The 21,209-nt window shown below is 64.9% G+C and carries 24 protein-coding genes; 10 read left to right on the top strand and 14 right to left on the bottom strand.

Features of this window, described 5'->3' with window-relative positions:
* The first annotated feature begins 176 nt into the window (after nt 1–176).
* Nucleotides 177–1,070, top strand: coding sequence for a sugar phosphate isomerase/epimerase family protein (locus NKI47_RS26495; RefSeq protein WP_352594143.1), 894 nt, complete (start codon nt 177–179; stop codon nt 1,068–1,070).
* A gap of 46 nt (nt 1,071–1,116) precedes the next feature.
* Here the strand turns inward: NKI47_RS26495 and NKI47_RS26490 are convergent, their stop codons facing one another.
* Both NKI47_RS26490 and NKI47_RS26485 read right to left on the bottom strand, forming a co-directional pair.
* Entirely contained in the window at nt 1,117–1,572 is a 456-nt protein-coding gene (locus NKI47_RS26490; RefSeq protein ID WP_023680480.1) for a Crp/Fnr family transcriptional regulator, read from the bottom strand.
* A gap of 125 nt (nt 1,573–1,697) precedes the next feature.
* Nucleotides 1,698–2,381, bottom strand: coding sequence for a response regulator transcription factor (locus NKI47_RS26485; RefSeq protein ID WP_023680479.1), 684 nt, complete (start codon nt 2,379–2,381; stop codon nt 1,698–1,700).
* Nucleotides 2,382–2,525: 144 nt separating this feature from the next.
* Between NKI47_RS26485 and NKI47_RS26480 the strand changes: the two genes are divergently transcribed.
* Nucleotides 2,526–3,062, top strand: coding sequence for a L,D-transpeptidase family protein (locus tag NKI47_RS26480; RefSeq protein WP_352594151.1), 537 nt, complete (start codon nt 2,526–2,528; stop codon nt 3,060–3,062).
* A 109-nt stretch (nt 3,063–3,171) separates the two neighbouring features.
* Here NKI47_RS26480 and NKI47_RS26475 read toward each other — a convergent pair whose 3' ends face one another.
* On the bottom strand, nt 3,172–3,420 hold the full coding sequence (locus tag NKI47_RS26475; RefSeq protein ID WP_352594150.1) for a hypothetical protein: 249 nt from the start codon (nt 3,418–3,420) through the stop codon (nt 3,172–3,174).
* Nucleotides 3,421–3,582: 162 nt separating this feature from the next.
* Here NKI47_RS26475 and gcvA point away from each other — a divergent pair, with 162 nt between their 5' ends.
* A complete protein-coding gene (gene gcvA, locus NKI47_RS26470) occupies nt 3,583–4,503 on the top strand; it encodes a transcriptional regulator GcvA (RefSeq protein WP_352594142.1) in 921 nt (306 codons plus the stop codon).
* A 3-nt stretch (nt 4,504–4,506) separates the two neighbouring features.
* Here gcvA and NKI47_RS26465 read toward each other — a convergent pair whose 3' ends face one another.
* From NKI47_RS26465 to tsaD, 6 genes are all read right to left on the bottom strand, one after another.
* Nucleotides 4,507–4,926 (bottom strand): DUF1761 domain-containing protein, encoded by a 420-nt coding sequence (locus NKI47_RS26465; RefSeq protein WP_352594141.1) that lies wholly within the window; start codon nt 4,924–4,926, stop codon nt 4,507–4,509.
* Nucleotides 4,927–4,974: 48 nt separating this feature from the next.
* On the bottom strand, nt 4,975–5,631 hold the full coding sequence (locus NKI47_RS26460; RefSeq protein WP_352594140.1) for a class I SAM-dependent methyltransferase: 657 nt from the start codon (nt 5,629–5,631) through the stop codon (nt 4,975–4,977).
* Nucleotides 5,628–6,053: an EVE domain-containing protein gene (locus tag NKI47_RS26455; RefSeq protein WP_352594139.1), complete on the bottom strand. Its 426-nt coding sequence runs from the start codon at nt 6,051–6,053 to the stop codon at nt 5,628–5,630. The genes NKI47_RS26460 and NKI47_RS26455 overlap by 4 nt, the downstream gene beginning before the upstream one ends.
* Nucleotides 6,054–6,187: 134 nt before the next feature.
* Nucleotides 6,188–6,484 (bottom strand): YciI-like protein, encoded by a 297-nt coding sequence (locus tag NKI47_RS26450; RefSeq protein ID WP_352594138.1) that lies wholly within the window; start codon nt 6,482–6,484, stop codon nt 6,188–6,190.
* Nucleotides 6,485–6,510: 26 nt separating this feature from the next.
* A complete protein-coding gene (locus tag NKI47_RS26445; RefSeq protein WP_352594137.1) occupies nt 6,511–7,521 on the bottom strand; it encodes an NAD(P)H-dependent glycerol-3-phosphate dehydrogenase in 1,011 nt (336 codons plus the stop codon).
* Nucleotides 7,518–8,603 (bottom strand): tRNA (adenosine(37)-N6)-threonylcarbamoyltransferase complex transferase subunit TsaD, encoded by a 1,086-nt coding sequence (tsaD, locus tag NKI47_RS26440; RefSeq protein ID WP_352594149.1) that lies wholly within the window; start codon nt 8,601–8,603, stop codon nt 7,518–7,520. Before tsaD ends, NKI47_RS26445 begins: the two co-directional genes overlap by 4 nt.
* A gap of 101 nt (nt 8,604–8,704) precedes the next feature.
* On the opposite strand from tsaD, the gene hemC reads away from it, so the two are divergent.
* From hemC to NKI47_RS26410, 6 genes are all read left to right on the top strand, one after another.
* Nucleotides 8,705–9,631 (top strand): hydroxymethylbilane synthase, encoded by a 927-nt coding sequence (gene hemC, locus NKI47_RS26435; protein WP_352594136.1) that lies wholly within the window; start codon nt 8,705–8,707, stop codon nt 9,629–9,631.
* A 1-nt stretch (nt 9,632) separates the two neighbouring features.
* Complete coding sequence (locus NKI47_RS26430) at nt 9,633–10,340, top strand: uroporphyrinogen-III synthase (protein ID WP_352594135.1); 708 nt, start codon at nt 9,633–9,635, stop codon at nt 10,338–10,340.
* Nucleotides 10,341–10,840: 500 nt separating this feature from the next.
* Nucleotides 10,841–12,331: a COG4223 family protein gene (locus NKI47_RS26425; RefSeq protein WP_352594134.1), complete on the top strand. Its 1,491-nt coding sequence runs from the start codon at nt 10,841–10,843 to the stop codon at nt 12,329–12,331.
* 8 nt (nt 12,332–12,339) lie between these two features.
* On the top strand, nt 12,340–13,947 hold the full coding sequence (locus NKI47_RS26420; RefSeq protein ID WP_352594133.1) for a heme biosynthesis protein HemY: 1,608 nt from the start codon (nt 12,340–12,342) through the stop codon (nt 13,945–13,947).
* Between the two features lie 39 nt (nt 13,948–13,986).
* Nucleotides 13,987–14,466 carry a tellurite resistance TerB family protein gene (locus NKI47_RS26415; protein ID WP_023678200.1) on the top strand — a complete coding sequence of 160 codons (480 nt, stop codon included), beginning with the start codon at nt 13,987–13,989 and terminating at the stop codon, nt 14,464–14,466.
* 18 nt (nt 14,467–14,484) lie between these two features.
* Complete coding sequence (locus tag NKI47_RS26410) at nt 14,485–15,201, top strand: glutamine amidotransferase (RefSeq protein ID WP_352594132.1); 717 nt, start codon at nt 14,485–14,487, stop codon at nt 15,199–15,201.
* Here the strand turns inward: NKI47_RS26410 and NKI47_RS26405 are convergent, their stop codons facing one another.
* A complete protein-coding gene (locus NKI47_RS26405; protein WP_352594131.1) occupies nt 15,202–16,443 on the bottom strand; it encodes an MFS transporter in 1,242 nt (413 codons plus the stop codon). It lies immediately after the preceding gene.
* 331 nt (nt 16,444–16,774) lie between these two features.
* Here NKI47_RS26405 and NKI47_RS26400 point away from each other — a divergent pair, with 331 nt between their 5' ends.
* Nucleotides 16,775–17,062, top strand: a complete 288-nt coding sequence (locus NKI47_RS26400) for a GIY-YIG nuclease family protein (RefSeq protein ID WP_352568805.1) — start codon at nt 16,775–16,777, stop codon at nt 17,060–17,062.
* Between the two features lie 363 nt (nt 17,063–17,425).
* Here NKI47_RS26400 and NKI47_RS26395 read toward each other — a convergent pair whose 3' ends face one another.
* The 4 genes from NKI47_RS26395 to gnd form a co-directional block, all read right to left on the bottom strand.
* The gene (locus tag NKI47_RS26395; protein WP_352569456.1) at nt 17,426–17,890 is read right to left on the bottom strand and encodes a Ros/MucR family transcriptional regulator; all 465 of its coding nucleotides are present in this window, start codon (nt 17,888–17,890) and stop codon (nt 17,426–17,428) included.
* Nucleotides 17,891–18,054: 164 nt separating this feature from the next.
* Nucleotides 18,055–18,759 carry an ROK family protein gene (locus NKI47_RS26390; protein ID WP_352594130.1) on the bottom strand — a complete coding sequence of 235 codons (705 nt, stop codon included), beginning with the start codon at nt 18,757–18,759 and terminating at the stop codon, nt 18,055–18,057.
* A gap of 19 nt (nt 18,760–18,778) precedes the next feature.
* The gene (zwf, locus tag NKI47_RS26385; protein WP_352594129.1) at nt 18,779–20,155 is read right to left on the bottom strand and encodes a glucose-6-phosphate dehydrogenase; all 1,377 of its coding nucleotides are present in this window, start codon (nt 20,153–20,155) and stop codon (nt 18,779–18,781) included.
* 22 nt (nt 20,156–20,177) lie between these two features.
* Nucleotides 20,178–21,194 (bottom strand): phosphogluconate dehydrogenase (NAD(+)-dependent, decarboxylating), encoded by a 1,017-nt coding sequence (gene gnd / locus NKI47_RS26380; protein WP_352594128.1) that lies wholly within the window; start codon nt 21,192–21,194, stop codon nt 20,178–20,180.
* Nucleotides 21,195–21,209 lie beyond the last annotated feature (15 nt).

Below are 21,209 nucleotides of genomic sequence, written 5' to 3'. Positions count from 1 at the left end.
CCCCACCCTACTCTTCCCCGCCAAAAAATTTTTATCTATACCAGGGGGGGCCCCGCGGCGCCAAATCCCCCCCACGCTTGGGGGGGCGGTTTTGACCGGCCCCACCTTTTTGTCCGAGCATCGGATTGCCAAAACCGCTTTGGACTTGGGTCAGCTGGAAATAACCGGAGACGATCATGTCGCGCATCGGAATCCACTCATTCGTCTGGTCGGCGAGCTCGGCGCAGGGCGACCTCGAGCGGACGCTGGCCAACACCAGGGAAGCCGGCTTCGACCTGATCGAATTCTCCTATCTCGACCCCGCCAATGTCGACATTGACGGCTTGGCCAAGCGGATCGCCGATCTCGGCCTCGGCGTTGCGATCAGCATTGGACTGCCGGCCGACGGCGATATTTCGAGCGCCGACAAAACGATTGCCGCGCACGGCGTCGAAATCCTGGAACGTACGATCGCGCTGACCCGCGATCTCGGCGGCCAGAAGGTTGCGGGCATACTCAGCACCAGCCACGGCTTGCAGAGCGAGGCGCCGACGCGTGACCAGTGGAACCGCAGCGCCGGCACGCTGGCCGAGGTGGCGGACACGGCAAAATCAGCCGGCGTCACCCTCAACCTCGAAATCGTCAACCGCTTCGAAAGCAATCTGCTCAACACCGCCGCGCAAGGCATGGCCTTCATCGCGGACAGCGGCTCCGACAACATCTTCCTGCATCTCGACAGCTTCCATATGAACATCGAGGAGGCCGATGTCGGCCTGGCCATTCGCAATGCGGTCGGGAAGATCGGCTATGTCCATATCGGCGAGAGCCATCGCGGCTTCCTCGGCACCGGCAATATCGATTTTGCCGCGATATTCGACGCGCTGACCGCCATCGGCTACAGCGACGACCTCAGCTTCGAATCTTTCTCGTCGGAAATCGTCGACGAGAACCTGTCGCGGAAAACCGCGATCTGGCGCAATCTGTGGACCGACAATATGGAGCTGGCCAAGCATGCGCGCCGCTTCATTGCGCTGGGACTGGAGACGGCGCGACGCAAGGCCGAGCTTGTTTCCGCAACGCACCGGCCCTGAGCCCTCGCAGTTCCGAAATCGATCTGGTTAGGCCAGAGGCGCTATATTAGCCGGCAAAACGCGGCCCAAGTTCCTCGATGCGGCGGATCATCGCCTGGAAATCCTCCAAAATGCGCTGGTGCAAGTGAACCGCCAGTTCCGGGTATTCCTCGAGGATGCGGCGGAACATCTTGCGGCTGAGCCGCAGCACTTCCGAATCGATTTCGGCGGAGGCGCTGGTCAGCCGGTTGGTGTCGGCGATCAGCGCCAGTTCGCTGAGTATGGTGCCGGGGCCGGCGGTGCCGATCGGGATGCGCTCGCCGTCGTGCTCGCGGTAGAGGACGATGCGGCCGCTGACCACGATGTAGGCCGAATCAGCCTCGTCGTCCTCGCGGTAAAGCTTGTGGTCGGCTTTCAACATGGTGGTTTCGGCGCCGAAGGCGAGCAGACGCAGCTGTTCCTGCGTAAAGCCCTCGAAGAGCCTCACGGTGGACAGGATGCGGATGTCGTCATCCAGCGCCATCTAGCTATGTCCCCGAACCGTCAGTCCGACTCCTCCCCTACGAGGCCGATCCAAAACCACCTCCAGCCTCAGGACCGTACCCGAAAAGCGCCCCGCCCGGATCGCTTATTTGAATAATGAAATGTTTAAGGAACCAGCTTGTAGCCGCCGCTTTCTGTCACGAGAATTTCCGCGTTGGAAGGATCGCGCTCGATCTTCTGGCGCAGCCGGTAGACGTGAGTTTCGAGCGTATGCGTGGTGACGCCGGAATTGTAGCCCCAGACTTCCTCCAGCAGCACGTCGCGGGTCACCACCTTCTGGTCGGCACGGTAGAGATATTTGATGATCGAGGCTTCCTTTTCGGTCAACCGCACCTTGGCGCCGCGCGGGTCGATCAGAAGCTTCTGGCTGGGCTTGAACGTGTAGGGGCCGACCGAGAAAGTGGCGTCCTCGCTCTGTTCGTGCTGGCGCAACTGCGCGCGGATGCGGGCCAGCAGCACGGCAAAACGGAACGGCTTCGTCACATAGTCGTTGGCGCCGGCCTCGAGGCCAAGGATGGTGTCGGAATCGGTATCATGGCCGGTCAGCATGATGATCGGCGCCTTGTAGCCGCCCTTGCGCAATATCTTTACCGCCTCGCGGCCATCCATGTCGGGCAGGCCGACATCCATGATGAGCAGGTCGATGAGCCCGCCACGCGCCGTGGCGACGCCTTTGGCGGCGGTCGCTTCCTGCAGGACATCGAATTCCTCATAAAGCGACAATTGCTCGACAAGGGTGCCGCGCAGGTCGTCATCGTCGTCGACGATCAGAATGGTGCGTGAAGTCATGGATCAATCCGTTGTTTTGAAAAGAGATTTCAGTTGACCGCTGCCTGTTTATGCGGAAGCTGACCGGCACAACAGCCGTTCACAGTGATTTGTTCCGTGGCACGATCATACAAGAAAAAACACGATCGCAATGCAGTCGGCGCAATTTTGCCGAAAGGGCTCACCGTGCTCACCGTGCGCGCGCGCCCCGGCCAACCCAGCCAGGGCTTTCTGCAGGCCGGCAAACTCGTGTTTCCATGTGCGCTGGGGCATGGCGGCATCTCGGCCGGCAAGCGCGAGGGCGACGGCGCCACGCCGCTTGCCTCGATGCGGATATTGTCGGGATATTTTCGCGGCGACCGTTTTGCCGGCGGCCGCCGGACGCGGCTGGCGATGATGCCGATCGGCCGCGACCTCGGCTGGTGCGAAGTGCCTGGGGACCGCAACTACAACCGCCCGGTCAAAATCCCCTATGGCGCCAGCCATGAGCGGATGCTGCGCACCGACGATCTCTATGACGCCTGCCTGGTGCTGGACTGGAACATTGTGCCGCGCCGGCGCGGGCGCGGCAGCGCCATCTTCTTCCACCTGGCGCGCCCCGGCTTCGCGCCGACGCAAGGCTGCGTCGCGGTAACGGCCCGCACCATGGCACGGCTGCTGCCGCTGCTGTCGGAGCGGACGGTGGTAAGGGTGGTGAGGTAGTGAATAGTGAATAGTGAATAGTGAATAGTGAGTGGCGAGAAGCGATCGATAGGGACATGTGCAGGCGCACCGCCTAGCTTCCCATTCACCATTCACCATTCACCATTCACTACTGCCCTATCCGCTTCCTCGGCCTCTGCCAACCGATGTCGAGAAGGCCGAGCCGGCCGAGTTCGCGGTCCATGGCGCGTGCGATGTCCTTGCGTTCGCCGCCGATGTCGCGCAGCTGGCGATCGGAGAGATCCTCGACATTCTCGTAGGGAAGATTGACGGCGATTTTTGCATGCCGAAGCCAGTCAAGCATGGTGCGCAGCCAGGCCGGGCGGAGGGTTACCGAGCGCAAGGCGATGTCAGACATGGTGCAATCCGCTTCTCCGGACATCAAATCCGGTTTGATGTTTCTTCGATGCTCAGAGCATGGCGGATTGAAATTCAAACGGGAAACGAGTAGTTTTTTCTGCATCTTCAAGTTTTGTTTGAGGGTTGGAATGCTCGACCGAACCCTCCTCGTCTGGCGCTGATGGCGCGCCTGCTGCCTGGAACCCGTGCGCTGCGGACGCTGGAGGCAGCGGCGCGGCACCTCAATTTCACCCGCGCCGCCGACGAGCTCGGCCTGACGCCGGCAGCGGTCAGCCATCAGATCAAGGAAATCGAGGATCAGCTCGGCATCGTGCTGTTCATACGCACCAGCCGCACGATCCGGCTGACCGAGGCGGGCGCGGTGCTGTTCGAAGCTTCGACCGATGCGCTCGACCTGCTTGGCCGGGCCGTCTCACGGGCGCAGAAGACGGCGCGCGGATCGGCGCTGCTGAAGGTCACCCTCGATGCGCAATTCGCGACGAAGTGGCTGATGCGGCGCGTCGACGATTTTCGCAAGCAGCATCCGGCAATCGAGCTGCGTTTCGACATCAGTTACGAGGTGCGCGACTTCGATCGCGACGACGTCGATCTCGGCATCCGTTTCGGCACCGGCAAATATCCGGGGCTTCGCTCGCACCGGCTGTTCGAAAACGTCATCATCCCCGTCTGCAGCCCGGCCTTGCTGCGGTCAGGGCCGCCGCTCAAGGAGCCGCGCGACCTGTTCCATCATACGCTGGCCCATATCGAGTGGTCGCGCCAGGGCGTCACCTGGCCGAACTGGAGCATGTGGATGGCGGCGGCGGGCGTCGACGATTTCGACGACAGCCGGACCATCGTGTTCGGCAATTCGACCGATGCCGTCCAGGCCGCGCTCGACGGCAACGCGGTCGCGCTCGCCGATTTCGCCATGGTGGCAAACGACCTTTCGGAAGGTAGGCTGATCCGGCCGTTCGAACTCGGCATCAAGGTCGCGCCCGAATTCGCCTATTTCCTGGTCTATCCGGAGACTGCGGCGAACGATGCGCGCATCGTCGCCTTTCGCGCTTGGCTCCTCGAGGAAGTCGCCAAGACGCCGACCTGACGGTCAGCCTGTCGCCGCCGCGCCGAACCAGCCGATCACCGCCCCGATGAGAAGCAGCACGCCGAGCCAGTGACCAACATCGATGAGCGTCAGATCCCAGCCGAAACCTTCGTAGCGATGGTTGACCGAAAGCGTGGTGGCGACGAACCCCAGCCAGAGAACGAAGCCGAAGATCACCCCGGCAAGCAGGCTCGGCTCGCCGCCGGTCACGGCGCCGATGATCAGCGACATGACCAGCGCCATGACGAGCTCCGCGATGAAGGAGACGACGAAGGGCAGCATCGATTTGCTCATCGTCGCCGGATCAAGCTTGGCGGCCTTCAGCCACGGCTTGCTCAAGCCCATGTACCAGGCCCCGCCGAACAGCCACGCCACGACGGCGGCGACGACTACCGCCAGCCAATTGATTGCTGAAAAATCCATGGTTCCCTCCGGTCGATTGCGCGATGGAACGCCTGTTCGGCGATGCCGTCAAGCAAGGCGCCAGGCGGTGGTGCGCTTGACCTCGGCGTCCTCCAGCGCCCGGGTCACCGCCACTTCATAGACGGCAAGCGGTTCCAGTCCCGCCCTCGGCAGATAGAAACGGCCGGGATCGCCGACGAGGATGTCGCCGCCGCGCGCCTTCAGCGCGACGAACCATGGCATCAGCCTGTCGGCGAAAGTTTTGTCGTAAAAGACGTCGCCGGCCAGCACCACGTCCCAGCCGGCATCGCTGCCGATGCAGTCGCCGGCGAGGAATTCTATCTCGGTCCCATTGGCCTCGGCATTGAGGCGGATCGCGGTCGCGCAGAATGGGTCGATATCGGCGGCGATCACCTCGGCAGCTCCGGCCTTCACCGCGGCAATGGCGACAAGGCCGGAGCCGGAGGCGAAGTCCAGCACGCGCTTGCCGCGCACCGCCGCCGGATTGTCGAGGATGTAGCGGGCAAGGCCTTGGCCGCCGGCCCAGGCAAAAGCCCAGAAGGGCGGCGGCAGGCCGATTTCGGTCAGCTCGTCCTCGGTCCGCTGCCATAGTTCATGTGCCTCGTCGGCCAGGTGCAGGCGGATCTCCGGCACATGCGGCGGCGCCATCAGCGCCGTGTTGTCGAGGATGAATTTCCTGGCGCTGTCCGGCGTCAGCGCCGTCATGGCGCCGGCGTCAGTTCGCCCATGCGGCAAACCTCTTGCCATTCGGCCGGCGTCACCGGCTGCACAGACAGCCGCCCGAGCCGCACCAGCGCCATGTCGGCCAGCTTTTGATTGGCCTTGGCTTGCTCCAGCGTCACCGGCTTCGGCATGGCCTTGAAGGCGCGGATATCGACGCACTCCCAGCGGGGATCGTCGGTGGTGCTGTCCTGATGGGCCAGAGCGCAGACTTCGGCGATGCCGACGATGTCCAGCCCGTCATTGGAATGGTAGAAGAAGCCGAGATCGCCGATCTGCATCGCCTTCATGTTGTTGCGCGCCGCATAATTGCGCACGCCGTCCCATTGCGTGCCGGCCTTGCCCTTGGCCTTGAGGTCCTCGAAGGAGAAGACCGAAGGTTCGGATTTGAACAGCCAGTAGTTCATTGTGTTGCTCCTCCTCAGGTGCCGCCGCGACTAAAAGCGCGTCGCGTTCGACCGGCCTCATGCGACGCGCTTTAGGTTCTTGTTGTATGCATGCCGTTATCACAAAACCGCTGCACACTTTTGCGCGACATGCATCAGATATCCGCCGGCTTGTTGAAGCTCCAGTTCCACTGCCGGATTTCGACGCTTTCGAACAGCCCTGCCTTGGTATAGGGATCGGCCGCCGACAGGGCTCTTGCCGCAGCCAGATCGGGCGCCTCGACAACGGCGAGAGTGCCGTTCGGCTTGCCGTCGGCGTCGAGGAACGGGCCGGCGAAGGCCAATTTCTTGTCGCCGTTCAGCCCTTCCAGGAAGGCAAGGTGCTTGGGCCGCGTATCGAGCCGCACCTGCAGGCTTCCTGGCTTGTCCTTGCAAATCAACGCAAACAGCATCTTTCCATCTCCGCAATCGTTCGGAATCACATGTCGGTTTCGGTCTTGAGTGGCCTTGTCATCAACGCCGACACAGCCTGGTCTATGGTTATGGTGCCGTCCAGTATGGCGGCGACGGCAGCGATGATCGGCGCGTCGATCCGGCGCTCGCCGGCGATGCGGGCGGCGATTGCCGCCGTCGGCACGCCTTCGGCCAAAGGCAGGCCGGCAAGCGGCTTGCCTTGCCCCAGCGCCAGCCCATAGGCGAAATTGCGCGACTGCGCGGACGAGCAGGTGAGCAGCAGGTCGCCGAGGCCGGAAAGCCCCATCAGCGTCTCCGGCCTGGCGCCAAAGGCGGCGCCGATGCGGCGCAATTCGACGAAGCCGCGCGTCACCATAGCCGCCTGGGCGCTGGCACCGAGCCCGGCGCCGGTGACGGCACCAGCGGCAATGGCAAAGACGTTCTTCAGCGCGCCGCCGATCTCGACGCCGATTAGATCGTCGCTCGAATAACAGCGCAGATTTTCCGCCGAAAAGCGGGCGGCAAGGTCGGTGGCCAGAGCCTCGTCGCGGGCGGCGACCACGACGGCCGTCGGCAAGCCCCTGGCGACGTCGGTGGCAAAGCTTGGGCCGGACAAAGCGGCGACCGGATTTGCCGGCAGTATTTGCTCGGTGATGGACGATAGCAGCGCGCCGGTGTCGCGCTCGATGCCCTTGGCGCAGAGGACCAGCGGGACGCCTTTCGGCATATGGCTGGACGCGGCCGTCAGCATAATCCGCAACGATTGCGCCGGCGCTACCGCCAGAACGCAGTCGGCACCGTCGAGCGCCGCCTCGATGTCGCTCGTCGCCACGATGCCGGGATCGAGCGCGATGCCCGGCAGATAGCGCGGATTTTCGCCACGGTCGACCGCCGCGACGGTCTCCGGGTCGCGCGCATAGAGGCGGACGAAATGACCGGCGCGCAGCGTGGCCAGCGCCAGCGCCGTGCCCCAGGCGCCGCCGCCGAGCACGGCGACGCGCCAGCCGCTTGGCGCCTTGTGCTCGCTGCCGGTCATGCCTTGGCCCCACGCCGGCCCGAGCCGACCATCGGGGCCGAGACGCTGTCCAGCGGCCAGCGCGAGCGCGGCACGAAATCGGCGGCGTTTTCACCTGATATGCCGGCGCGCAAGCGCTCGATGCCGGCCCAGGCGATCATCGCCGCATTGTCGGTGCAGAGGTTAAGCGGCGGCGCGACGAAGCTGAACCCGGCCTGCTCGCACAGGCCCTGCAATGTCGCCTTGATGGTCCGATTGGCGGCCACGCCGCCGGCGACAACCAATGCAGGCTCGGCCTTGTCCGGGAATTGCTGACGGAACCGGGTCAGCGCCCGCGCAACACGGTCGCCCAGCGCATCCGCCACCGCCGCCTGGAACGAGGCGCAGATATCGGCAACATCCTGGTCGCTCAGCGGGGCAATCGCCGTTGCCGCCTGGCGCACCGCGGTCTTGAGGCCGGAGAAGGAAAGATCGGGCTGCACGGAGCCCTTCATCGGGCGCGGAAAGGCGAAACGCGTCGCGTCACCGATTGCCGCCGCCTTCTCGACATTCGGTCCGCCCGGATAGGGCAGGCCGAGCATCTTGGCCGTCTTGTCGAAGGCCTCGCCAAGCGCGTCATCGATGGTCGTCGCCCAGCGCTGGTAGTCGCCGACGCCGCGTACGGCGACGATCTGGGTATGGCCGCCGGAGACCAGCAGCAAGAGGTAGGGAAAGTCGAGCCCGTCGGTCAATCTGGCCGTCAGCGCGTGGCCTTCGAGATGGTTGATGGCGATCAGCGGTTTTTTGGCTGCCGCGGCGATTGCTTTGGCCGTCATCAGGCCGACGATCAGCCCGCCGACAAGACCGGGACCGGCGGTGGCGGCAATCGCATCGATATCGGCGAGGTCGACGCCGGAATCGGCGAGCGCTGCCTCGATGATGCCGTCGAGCGCCTCGACATGGGCGCGCGCGGCGATCTCCGGCACGACGCCGCCGAAAGCGGCATGCTCCTCGATCTGGCTGAGCACGATGTTCGACAGGATTTGCGGCGTGCTGCGACCGTCCAGCGCCACCACGCTGGCGGCGGTCTCGTCGCAACTCGTCTCGATGCCCAGAACGCGGATCAATTCGTCGCTGTCCAAAAATCGTACAGATTGTACTGTCGGCCTTTCCCCGATAGGAGAAAACCCGAAAACCTGCCGGGGGTTATCACGGACGGCGCGTCATGCAAACAACCTTGAAAATCGGAACACGCGGCAGCCCGCTGGCGCTGGCGCAGGCGCATGAAACGCAGGCGCGACTGATGGCGGCGCATGGCATGCCGGCGGAAGCTTTCGAGGTGGTCGTCATCTCGACCAGCGGCGACCGCATCCAGGACCGGCCGCTGTCGGAAGCCGGCGGCAAGGGCCTGTTCACCAAGGAGATCGAGGAGGCGCTGCTGGCGCGCCGCATCGACATCGCCGTGCATTCGTCGAAGGACATGCCGACGCTGTTGCCCGAGGGGCTGGAACTGTCCGCGTTCCTGCCGCGCGAGGACGCGCGCGATGCCTTCATCGGCAAGGCGGCGCGAACGATTGCCGGCCTGCCGCAAGGCGCCAGGGTCGGTTCGTCGTCGCTGCGGCGCCAGGCGCTGATCCGGCGGATGCGGCCGGACGTCGAAGTGGTGATGTTTCGCGGCAATGTGCAGACGCGGCTGCGCAAGCTCGACGACGGCATCGCCGACGGCACCATCCTCGCCTATGCCGGGCTGAAGCGGCTCGGGCTCGAAGACGTCGTCACCGACCTGATGCCGCTCGAGGTCTTTCCGCCGGCGCCGGGGCAAGGCGCGATCTGCATCGAAAGCCGCATCGGAGACCGCGACGTGGAACAGATGCTGGCAGCGATCCACGACGGGCCGACTGGCGAGGCGCTGGCCTGCGAGCGCGCCTTCCTGGCGGCGCTCGACGGGTCCTGCCGCACGCCGATCGCCGGACATGCGACGATATCGGGCGGAACGGTTTCCTTTGCCGGGCTGATCATCTCGCCCGATGGCACGCAGTCGCATGAAGTCAGGCTGCAAGGGCCGGCGCAGGAGGCGGCGCGCATTGGCGCGGAAGCCGCGGCGACCGTTCGGGCCAAGGCCGGCGAAACATTCTTCGATGGCTGGACCTGACATGCTCCGCGTCCTTGTGACGAGGCCCGAACCGGGCGCGTCGCGCACGGGGCGCCGGCTTGCGGATGCCGGCTTTCAGCCGATCCTGCTGCCCTTGACCGGAACCGTGGCGCTGCCGGTCGATGCCGGCGCGCTCGCTGACGCCGCGGCAGTCGCGGTCACCAGCGCCAATGCCGTCCGCCATGCGCCGAAAGAGGTCATCGCGGCGCTCGCCGGCTTGCCGTGCCACGCCGTCGGCAGGAAGACGGCGGAAGCCGCCCGCGCTGCCGGGTTTCTGTCGGTCAGCGAAGGCCCGGGCAATGCCGAGGCGCTGGCCGATGCGCTTGCTGGCGGTTACGCGGGGCAGACGATCGTCTATCTCTGCGGGCGGGTGCGATTTCCCGGCTTCGAGGAAGGGCTGTTGGCGTCGGGCGTTCAGGTCCGCGCCGTCGAGACCTACGACACCGTTGTCCTGGATTACTCCGACGAGGCCGTTCTTGCGCGCCTGTCCGCCCGGCCGGTCGAGGCGGTGCTGCTCTATTCGGCCAAGGCGGCCACCGCTATGCAGGCCCTGGCTAGCCGGCCGGTGCTGCGCGGTGTTTTTGAAAAAACGCGCTTTTTCGGATTATCGGGGCGCATCGCCGCGGCCTTGGGCGATGTCGCCGAGATCCGGATTGCGCCTGAGCCCAGCGAGGACGCGCTGTTGGGACTTTTGCAGGCGTCGCGCTGACCGGCATCCGCCGCTGCTCTGTGCCAGCTTGTTCCAAACGTTGGCGCCGCCCCTCACCTGCCTGCCGGCATCCTCTCCCGTATAGTGACGGGGAGAGGGTGCCTTCGTCGAGGATTTCACCAACCTCCAGCGTTGCAGAAGAAGCGTCGAGACTCGTGACAGCCCTTCTCCCCGTCACTATACGGGGAGAAGTGCCCGGCAGGGCGATGAGGGGCAGTGCCAACGTGGATGGCTGCCCTCGGGCACATTTTGTTCTTGCTTTGTGCCGGCAGCTATGCTACTAATTTGGTTACGGTGCTAATTGGCTCCAACGACCCGCCCGCCGAGGCGGGTTTTTTGTGTGCCGAGCATGGCCTTGGCTTGAAACATGGATTCGGCCCTGCGGCGTTTTGCCAAAACTGAACTCCAAGCCGTGGCGTCATCACGCCGCCCCTTTTCACCGCTTGGTGATGTGCTAGACCCTTCAAACCATCCCGAAGCGAATTTTGCGGAGCCCGAGCATGGTCAAGACGCCGAAGATGCGGCATTCCAAGAGCCGCCGTGAGCCGGTGACCATCGAGCTTGAGCCTGGCGCCGTCTCGCGAGTCGCCGACGAACAGGATGCCGTGACCTCGCAGACCGACGAGGCGCGGGCCGAGGAAGCGGCGAACGCCTCGCAGCCGGAGCCACCTGAAGAGCCGGTGCATGCGGACCAGACCGATCTCGAGCCATGGGAACATGCCGACGCAGCCGCGCCGGCCGGCACGCAAGAGCCGGCGGACGCCGGCGTCGACTCTGCCAGGGAAGCGGAAACCCCTTATCCCGCCGGTTCGGATGCGCCGGCCGGGCGCTCCACGGTTTCCGACTACAGTTTCGAAGATGCATCCAGCGGAAGCGGGGCCAACGAACCGGGGATCCCAGGTTCCGGCGAGAAGACAGCTGAGACGGGGGACGACCATATGGCAGCGCAGCCGAAGCGAAGCGGCATCAACGGCATCGCCGCCGGTATTATCGGCGGCGTCATCGCCCTCGCCGCGGCCGGCGGGCTGCAATTTGCCGGCCTGCTCGGTGCGCCGGGGTCGGGCGGCGTGTCGCTCGACGCGGTCAATGGTGAGATCGTTTCGCTGAAACGCGAGGTCGCGGACCTCAGACAGGCCGGCGCCAACAATGACGCATCGGCCAAGGTGGACGGGGTGTCGTCGGCGCTGGACCAGGTCAGGGCGGACGTTGCGACGTTGAAGTCGGCGGTCGAGCAAGGCGGCGCCGGCGGCAATGCCGGCCTGGCAGTACTTGGCGACAAGGTAAGGCAGATCGAGACGGCGGTTGCGGCCCTCGGCAAGGCCGGCGGTAGGGCGCCGGTCGATCTCGGCCCGCTCAACGAAAGGCTGGCCGCGCTCGATGCGCTGGTGAAATCGGCCGGCGAGACGACAAAGGCGCAGGACAGCCGGCTTGCGGCCCTGGAACAGTCGGTTTCACAGATCTCGGGCAAGGTCGATGCACAGGCTTCGCAGCCGAAGATCGCACTGGCCATTGCCGCTTCGGCGCTCAAGGCAGCGCTCGACCGTGGTGCACCGTTCGCCGCCGAGCTCGAAACCTTTGCCGCGATCTCACCCGATGCGCCCGAGATCGCGACGTTGCGCACCTATGCCGAAAAGGGCGTCCCGATGCGCTCCGAGATCGCCGCCGAAGCGGACGGCGCCGCCAACGCGATGGTCGCTGCCGCGACGCCCATCGACCAGAATGCCGGCATCCTGCAGAAGCTGCTGTCCAGCGCCGAATCGCTGGTCAAGGTCAGGCCGATCGGCGCCGTCGAAGGCACCGGCGTTCCGGAAACCGTCGCGCGCATGGAGGTCGCGGTCAACCAGGGCGACTACGCCAAGGCGCTCAGCGAATACGAAACCCTGCCTGAGGCGGCCAAGGCCGCCGGCGCCGACTTTGCCGGCAAGCTGAAAGCGCGGATGGAGGTCGAGACGCAGATCGATTCGCTCATCGCCGGCGCGATGAAGGCGTGAGGAACCCAATGATCCGCATCCTCGCCTTCCTTGCCGTCGTCTTTGCGCTCGGGCTCGGCTTCGCCTGGCTGGCCGACCGGCCGGGCGAAATGCTCGTCACCTTCAACGGCTATCAATACCAGGTCAGCCTGATGGTCGCGGCGGTGGCGGTCGTTGCCGTGGTTGCCGCGGTGATGATCGTCTGGTGGCTGGTCAAGGCGCTGTGGAACAGCCCCTATACGATCTCGCGCTATTTCCGCGTGCGTCGCCGCGACCGCGGCTACCAGGCGCTGTCGACCGGGATGATCGCCGCCGGCGCCGGTGACGGCGCGCTCGCCCGCAAGAAGACCAAGGAAGCGGCAAAGCTGATCCGCTCCGATCAGGAGCCACTGATCCAGCTGCTCGACGCGCAGGCCTCGCTGCTCGAAGGCGACCATGAAGGCGCCCGCGAAAAGTTCGAGACCATGCTCGATGATCCCGAAATGCGGCTGCTCGGCCTGCGCGGGCTTTATCTCGAGGCCGAGCGGCTCGGCGACCGCAACGCAGCCCGCCACTATGCCGGCCGTGCCGCGGCGGTGGCGCCGCAACTGGCCTGGGCGGCCGAATCGACGCTGGAAGACCTGACCGGACGCGGCGACTGGGATGGCGCGCTGAAACTGGTCGACGCCCAGAAGTCGACCCGGCAGATCGAGCGTGACGCCGCCAACCGGCGCCGCGCCGTGCTGCTGACCGCCAAGGCGCAGGCGCTGATCGACAGCGATGCCAATGCCGCAAGGGCGGCGGCGCTCGAAGCCAACCGGCTGCGGCCGGATTTTGCACCGGCGGCGGTCGTCGCGGCGAAATTGCTGTTTAGGCAGAACGACGTGCGCAAAGGCTCGAAAATCCTCGAGGCGGCGTGGAAGGCCGAGCCCCATCCGGAGATCGCCGAGCTCTACAGCCATGCCAGGCCGGGCGATGCCGTGCTCGACCGGCTGAACCGGGCAAAGAAGCTGCAGGAGCTGAAGAAGAACCATGCCGAGTCCTCGCTTGCCGTGGCGCGCGCCGCGCTAGATGCGCAGGAGTTTTCAACCGCCCGCCGGGAGGCTGAAGCCGCCATCCGCATCGATCGCCGCGTAGGCGCTTATCTGCTGCTGGCCGATATCGAGGAGGCCGAAACCGCCGACCAGGGCAAGGTGCGGCAGTTGCTGTCGAAAGCGGTGAGAGCGCCGCGCGACCCGGCTTGGGTCGCCGACGGCGTCGTCTCCGAGCGCTGGGCTCCGATATCGCCGATCACCGGCAGGCTCGACGCATTCGAATGGCGGGCGCCGATAGAGCGGCTCGGACAGTTGATCGACGGTCATGAGGATACGCCGGAGGCGCCGGTGCCGGCCATCGCGGCTCCAGCCAGGCCGGTACAGGAAAGAGCCGGGACGATCGAGCACACGGCGGAGACACCGGGCACAGCGACCGAGGAGAAGACGGACGACCGTGCCGGCGAGGATCATGTGACACCAATCACCGCGGCGGCGTTTGCCCAAGTGCCGGAAGATGCCGAGGCCGTCGAGCCGGCGCAGGAGCTGACGCGGCTGCCCGACGACCCCGGCGTCGATCCAGACGACGCGGCGGATAAATCGACGCGCCGGTTTCGTTTGTTCTGATCAGGGTCAAGTGGACCCGGGCTTATTGGGAATGATTTGATGTTCGAACGCGTTTTGTCGTTTCTAAGGGATCTGCCGTCCGGTGGTGGCGCCAGCCCCAGCGCCGACGATCCGCGCATTGCCGCGTCCGCCCTGCTTTTCCACGTGATGAACGCCGACGGGGTGCGCCAGGATACCGAATGGGAACGGTTCAAGAAGGTGCTGGCGGAAAGCTACTCGATCAGCGGCGACGAACTCGACGCGTTGGCGGCTGCCGGCGAGCGGGCCGACAATGAGGCGATCGACCTCTACGCTTTCACTAGCGTGCTCAAGCGCCATCTCGACGCCGAGGCGCGAAAGGCCTTCATCGGCCTGATGTGGGAGATCGTCTATGCCGATGGCGAGCTGCACGAACTCGAGGACAATACCGTGTGGCGGGTCGCCGAGCTTATCGGCGTCGAACGTCGCGACCGTGTCGAGGCGCGTCTCAAGGCGGCCGCCGCGGCTCCTGGTGCCGCCGGAACCTCAAGCGACGAATAGACAGGATCCCGCCTTCCAATGCCGCCCAAGCCAAGTCCGAGACCAAAGATCCTGATCGTGCTGCATCAGGAGCATTCGAGCCCCGGACGGGTCGGCCATATGCTTATCGAGGAAGGCTTCGACCTCGACATCCGCCGACCGCCGCTCGGCGAGGCCTTGCCGCAGACGCTGGATGGCCATGCCGGCGCCGTGGTGTTCGGCGGGCCGATGAGCGCCAATGACGGCGACGAGTTCGTCCGCCGCGAGACCGACTGGCTCAAAATTCCGCTCAACGAGAACCGGCCGCTGCTTGGCATCTGCCTCGGCGCGCAAATGCTGGTCAAGCATCTTGGCGGCAGGGTCGAGGGCCATGGCGAGGGCCTCGTCGAAATCGGCTGGTATCCGCTGAAGGCGACCGAAGCGGGCAGCAGGCTGATGCATTGGCCGGAGATGGTCTATCAGTTCCATCGCGAAGGGTTTTCGCTGCCGAAGGACGCGACGCTTTTGGCGACGGCCGAAACCTATCCCAACCAGGCCTTCCGCTATGGCGACAATGCCTGGGGCATTCAGTTCCATGGCGAATTGACCCGGGCGATGATGCAGCGCTGGGTGGTGCGCGGCGCGCACCGCTTCGAACTGCCCGGCGCGCAGCCCGGCCGCGACCATCTCGGCGGCCGGCTGATCTGGGACATGCACCTCAAGCGCTGGCTCGGCGAGTTCCTATCGATGATTTTCGGCAAGCCGGCGCTGCGGTAATCAGTTTCGCCCCCTGAGATGATGCACCTTGCGCAGCTGCGGGAACAGCACCGCCCATAGGCCGGCAACAGCGATCGCCCCGACACCCCCGACCACCACGGCCGGAACCGTGCCGATCAACGCCGCCATGGTACCGGCGCGGAATTCGCCGAGCTCATTGGAAGCGCCGACAAACACCTGGTTGACAGCGTTGACGCGGCCGCGAACGTCGTCCGGCGTCCACAGCTGGATCAGCGTCTCGCGGATATAGACGCTGAACATGTCGGTGGCGCCGAGCAGCGCAAGGGCCGCAATCGACAGCCAGGTGATGGTCGAGAGGCCGAACAGAACCGTGAACGCGCCGAACAGCGCGACGAAGCCGAGCATGACAAGGCCGGCATGGTTGCGGATCGGGTGTCCGGCCAGCCAGATGGCGACGCAGATGGCGCCGACGCCGGGCGCCGAGCGCAACAGGCCGAGCCCCCATGGGCCGAGTTCGAGGATATCGCGCGCGTAGACCGGCAGCAGCGCCGAGGCGCCGGACAGGAGCACCGCAAACAGATCGAGCGAAATCGCGCCGAGCACGATCTTTTCGCTCCAGATATAGCCGAAGCCGGCGAACAGGGTCTGTACCGTCGGCCTGTCGGTCCGGCTGCGCTGGGCAGGCTTCGGGATGGTGAAGATCAGCACGGCGGCAACCAGCATCAGCACGGCGGCGGTGGTGTAGGCGGCTTCGGCTGAAAGCCCGTAGAGCAGGCCGCCGGCGACCGGCCCGACGATGGTTGCCGTCTGCCAGGCGGACGAGTTCCAGGCGATGGCGTTGGCGAAATCCTCGGGCGGCACCAGATTGGCGAACAGCGATGAGGAGGCCGGCCCGAAGAAGGCGCGCGCGATGCCGAACATGGCGAGCACGATGAAGACCGGCATCGGCCCGGAGAGGCCGCGTAGCGTCAGCCGCAGCAGGGCCAAGGCGCAGCCCGCCTCGACCAGCACCGCCAGCGCCATGATCAGCCGGCGCCCGAAACGATCGGCAACGTCGCCGGTAACCAGCACCAGCAGCAGCGAAGGCAGGAACTGGACGATGCCGACAAGGCCGAGGTCGAACGGGTCGCGGGTGAGATCGTAGATCTGCCAGCCGACGGCGACCGACACGATCTGGGTGGAGAATGTCGAGAGGAAGCGCGCCGCCCAGTAGCTCAGGAACGGCCGGTGGCGAAAGGCGGCATAGCGCTGCTCGGATGGTACTTGGGATTCTGTGGTCATGGAATAAGGCCCCGTGGCGGCGATGTCGGCCGGCGGGGCACTTCCACGATGGGCGCTGGTCCGGCCAAAAGAGCCTTTAGCGCAGTTCGGCCGGAGGCGCGCGCAAAAATCCGGCCTGGATCAACAATTTCGTCGTGGCAGATAACAAGCGCATGGCAAATTGCAAACCTTCGAGACTAGCCGAAACACCTCTCGCTTCGTCATCCCAGGGCGGAGCAAGGAGCGAAGCGACGCGGCGCAGACCCTGGGATCCATGCCGCTACCTCAGCCGAAGAATACAGCGGCTCAGAACGGCGCTTGTATCCGCAACTGTGCCAGCTACCCTTCAGCCATGACCGGCTATACCTACATGACCGCGAGCCAGAAGCGCGGCACGATCTACATCGGCGTCACCAACGATCTCGGCCGCCGCATGCCGGAGCACAAATCCGGCCAAGGTTCGCGCTTCCCCGGCCGCTACGGCGTGCAGCGCCTGGTCTGGTACGAGGAACATTTCGACATTCGTGACGCCATTCAGCGCGAGAAGTCGCTGAAGCGCTGGCCGCGGCAGTGGAAGATCGAGCTGATCGAGAAGACCAATCCAGAGTGGTTCGAGCTTTTTCGCGGAACGGGGTGGTAGTTCGGTTCTGGTCCGTAGGCGCACTGCCGCGTGGTAACGGCATGGATCCCAGGGTCTGCGCCGCGTCGCTTTTTCCTTGCTCCGCCCTGGGATGACGAATTGGAGGGATGTTCGGCCAATCTCGAAAGCTTGTAATTCGCCATCAATCGTCGTCCGATACACCGGACGCGCTGCCACTCTCCGATATCAGCGATTAGCCTTCAGCCATCCTACCTTCGTCCTAGGGCGGAGCAAGGAGCGAAGCGACGCGGCGCAGACCCTAGGATGCCATGCCGTTAGCTTCGAGCGTCGCAGCTTCCGCTGAACACCAACAGACCGATCAGCAGAACGCGTTCAATGTGCATCCCGCTCGATCCAATGGTATCAAGCCGGCGCCTTGGCCTTCCTGCCCCTGCCCTTGACGGGCGCGGGCGGGGCGGCTTTGCGGCCGAGGCCGATCGCCTTGGCCAGCTGCGAACGCGAGGCCGCGTAGTTGGGGGCGACCATCGGGTAGTCCGACGGCAGGCCCCATTTGGCGCGATAGGCGTCGGGCGTCAGCCCGAAATGAACGCCGATATGGCGCTTCAAGGATTTGAACTTCTTGCCGTCCTCGAGGCAGATGATGTAGTCCGGCGTCACCGATTTCTTGGGATTGACGGCAGGCGTCAGCGGCGCGGCGACCGGCACAGCCGGTTGCCCGAGGCCGCCTATGGAAGCGCTGACGCTGGCGATGAGATCGCCGAGGCCGGAAGCCGGCAAGCGGTTCTTCTCGACGTATGCGGAGACGATATGGGCGGTCAGCTCGAGCAGGTCGATGTGTTTGCGAGCGTTGTTGTTGTCGTCGGTCAATCTATCTCTCCGTCCATGGGGGTCGCAGAAATTCCTAGTCGGCAAATCTGCGCAATGCAATGACGCCGCACCACGTCACACATTATTTTGAATAATAATACTAACGGCAGCGCGGGATTAACAACCCTGAGCCGGTGCTCGATAATATCAGACAATCAGCAATATCAGATAATCAGGGATTTGTCGCGCCACAGTCGAAATCCGCCTTCGAAGGCGCGTGTGTTGTCGCCGCGTCTGCAATCGGCGGGCAAGTCGGTGAGTTCGTCGACATTGCCGCCGCCGATGACCACGTAATCCGGCTGCATGGCGGCGCGAAGCCGGTCGACCACGTCGAAGACGTGTTTGCGCCATTTCTTCTTGCCGCGCTTTTGCAGGCCGCGTTCGCCGACATAGTCTTCGAAACTGCCGCGCTTCTTGTAGGGAAGATGGGCAAGCTCCATCGGCTGGGCAACGCTATCAACGATCATCGCGGCCCCCAGGCCGGTGCCGAGGCCAAGGAACAGCATGCGGCCGCCCTCATAACTGCCGATGGCCTGCATGAGCGCATCGTTAACGACCTTGACCGGTTTGCCGAACTCGGCGGCGAAATCGCAGCCGACCCAGCCCTTGCCGAGATTGGCGGGTTCGGTCAGCGGCCGGTTGTGATGCACCGGGCCCGGATAGCCCATCGAGACGACATCGTAGTGCAGCCCTTCGGCGAGCGTCTTCACCGCCGCGACCATCTGCTGCGGCGTAAGCTCCGGTCCGGAAGCGGTCTTGCGCTCGTCGCCGCCGGCGCTGGTGCGGATCTTGACATGCGAGCCGCCGATATCGATCGCAAGCACGATCTTTTCTTCCTCCGATGCCGGTTGCTTCATCGCCTTGGCCATCGCTTTCGCCTCCCAGAAATCATTTCGCTGGATTGATCCAGCCGTTCTGCGGCCCGAATCCAGCCATGGCTTCGGCCGGCCCCCAGGTCTTTGGCGCGTAGACAAGGGGCGGCGTGGTGTCGCCGAGCACCGGGCCGACGATGCGCCAGGCGAGCTCGCTGGCGTCCTGGCGGGTGAACAGCTGGCCGTTGCCGTTCATGGCGTCGCCGATCAACCGCTCGTAAGGCGGCATGTCGCCCTTCGAATCGTCCAGCGCGGTGAGCTCGACCTGCTCACCGACCATGTCATCGCCGGGCGCCTTGCGCCGGGCTCCGATCGAGATCGCCACCTGAGGATCGATGCGGAAGCGCACGTGATTGCAGTCGCCGGGCTTGATCGGATCGAAGACGTCGAGCGGCGGCCGCTTCAGCCGCACGATGACCTCGGTGGCGTGCACCGGCAGGGATTTGCCGGCGCGAATGAAGAACGGCACATCCTGCCAGCGCCAGGTATCGACGAAAAAGCGCACCGCCGCGAAGGTCTCGACCGGCGAGTTCGGCGCCACGCCCGGCTCGTTGAGATAGCCGTCGAACTGGCCGCGCACCACATCGTCCCTGGTCAGCGTCCGGATCGCCCGCAGGACCTGCACCTTCTCGTCGATGAGATCGTCGGCCGAGCGGCCGACCGGCGGTTCCATGGCGAGCAGCAAGAGGATGTTGAGCAGATGGTTTTCGATGACGTCGCGAATGCAGCCGACCTCGTCATAGAAGCGGCCGCGGCCCTCGACGCCGAAATCCTCGGCCATGGTGATCTGCACGCTCTCGACGTAATTGCGGTTCCAGATCGGCTCGAGGAAGGAATTGGCGAAGCGGAAATAGAGCAGGTTCTGGATCGCCTCCTTGCCGAGATAATGGTCGATGCGGAAGATCGACTTTTCGTCGAAGACCAGATGCAGCACCCGGTTCAGCCAGCGCGCCGATTGCAGATCGTGGCCGAACGGCTTTTCCACCATCAGGCGCGCGCCCTGGGCGGCGCCCGACTGCTCCAGCCCCTGGACGACCACCTCGAACATCGCCGGCGGCACCGCCAGATAGTGCAGCGGCCGCTCAGCGCTGCCGAGCGCGGTCTTCAGCTTCTCGAAGGTCGCAGGCGCCCGATAGTCGCCGCTGACATAGCGCAGCAGCGATGCAAGCCTGGCAAAGATCTTGTCGTCGATGCCGCCCAAGGCGTTGACGATGCCGTCGCGGGCGCGCGCCTGCAGCTTGGCGAGGTCCCAGGGATCGAAGGCGACGCCGATCACCGGCTCGTTCAGCGTCCCTTTGGCCACCATGGCGTAAAGGGCGGGGAAGATCTTCTTGTGGGCGAGATCGCCGGTGGCGCCGAAAAGCACCAGCGTGTCCGATCGTTCCTGGCTCATGGGCGTGCCTCCCTGTCGCCCGTCACGAGCCGGCCTTGGGTTTTTCGACATGGCCGCCAAAGGCATAGCGCATGGCGGACAGAAGCTTGTCGGCGAATTCGGATTCGCCTTGCGAGGAGAACCTGTCGAACAGCGCCGAGGACAGCACCGGCGCCGGCACGCCGGTGTCGATCGCCGCCTTCAGCGTCCAGCGGCCTTCGCCGGAATCCGAGACCCGCCCGCCGAACTGCGTCAACGACGAATCGGCCTTCAGTACGCCGGCCGTCAGGTCGAGCAGCCACGAGCCGATGACGCTGCCGTGCCGCCAGACCTCGGCCACTTCAGCGATGTCGATGTCGAACTGGTAATATTGCGGGTTTTCCAGCGGGCTGGTTTCGGCGTCGGCGGTGCGCTGCCGTTTGCCGGCATTCGCCGACTTCAGGATGTTCATGCCTTCGGCATAGGCGGCCATGACGCCATATTCGATGCCGTTATGGACCATCTTGACGAAATGGCCGGCGCCGCTTGGTCCGCAGTGGAGATAGCCGAAGCGAGCGGTTCCGGCATCCCTGGCAGGGGCGGGCGAAGCGGCGTCGGCGCCCGGCGCCAGCGTTGCGAAGACCGGATCGAGATGCTGGACCGCGCTGTCGGGGCCGCCGATCATCAGGCAGTAGCCGCGCTCGAGGCCCCAGACGCCGCCGCTGGTGCCGACATCGACATAGCTCAAGCCTTTCAAGGCGAGGCGCGCGGCGTGGTCGACGGCCTCGTGATAATAGGAATTGCCGCCGTCTATGATGATGTCGCCCGGCTCCATCAGGGCAGCCACCTGGTCGACGATCTTGCCGGTGATCGCCGCCGGCAGCATCAGCCAGGCGCTGCGCGGCTTCGCCAGCTTGCCGACGAACTCCTCCATCGAGGCGGCTCCGATCGCGCCGGCGCTCACAAGCGCGGCGACGCTCGCCGGGTTGATATCGTAGACGACGCATTCGTGGCCATCACGCAGCAGGCGCCGAACCATGTTGGCGCCCATCCGGCCCAGTCCCATCATTCCTATCTGCATGGTCTCGTCCTGCCT

The organism is Mesorhizobium sp. M0633, from assembly GCF_040320645.1.
Lineage (GTDB): Bacteria > Pseudomonadota > Alphaproteobacteria > Rhizobiales > Rhizobiaceae > Mesorhizobium.
The sequence above is the reverse complement of the archived record's forward strand: the minus strand, read 5'-3'. Positions and strand labels throughout refer to the sequence as shown.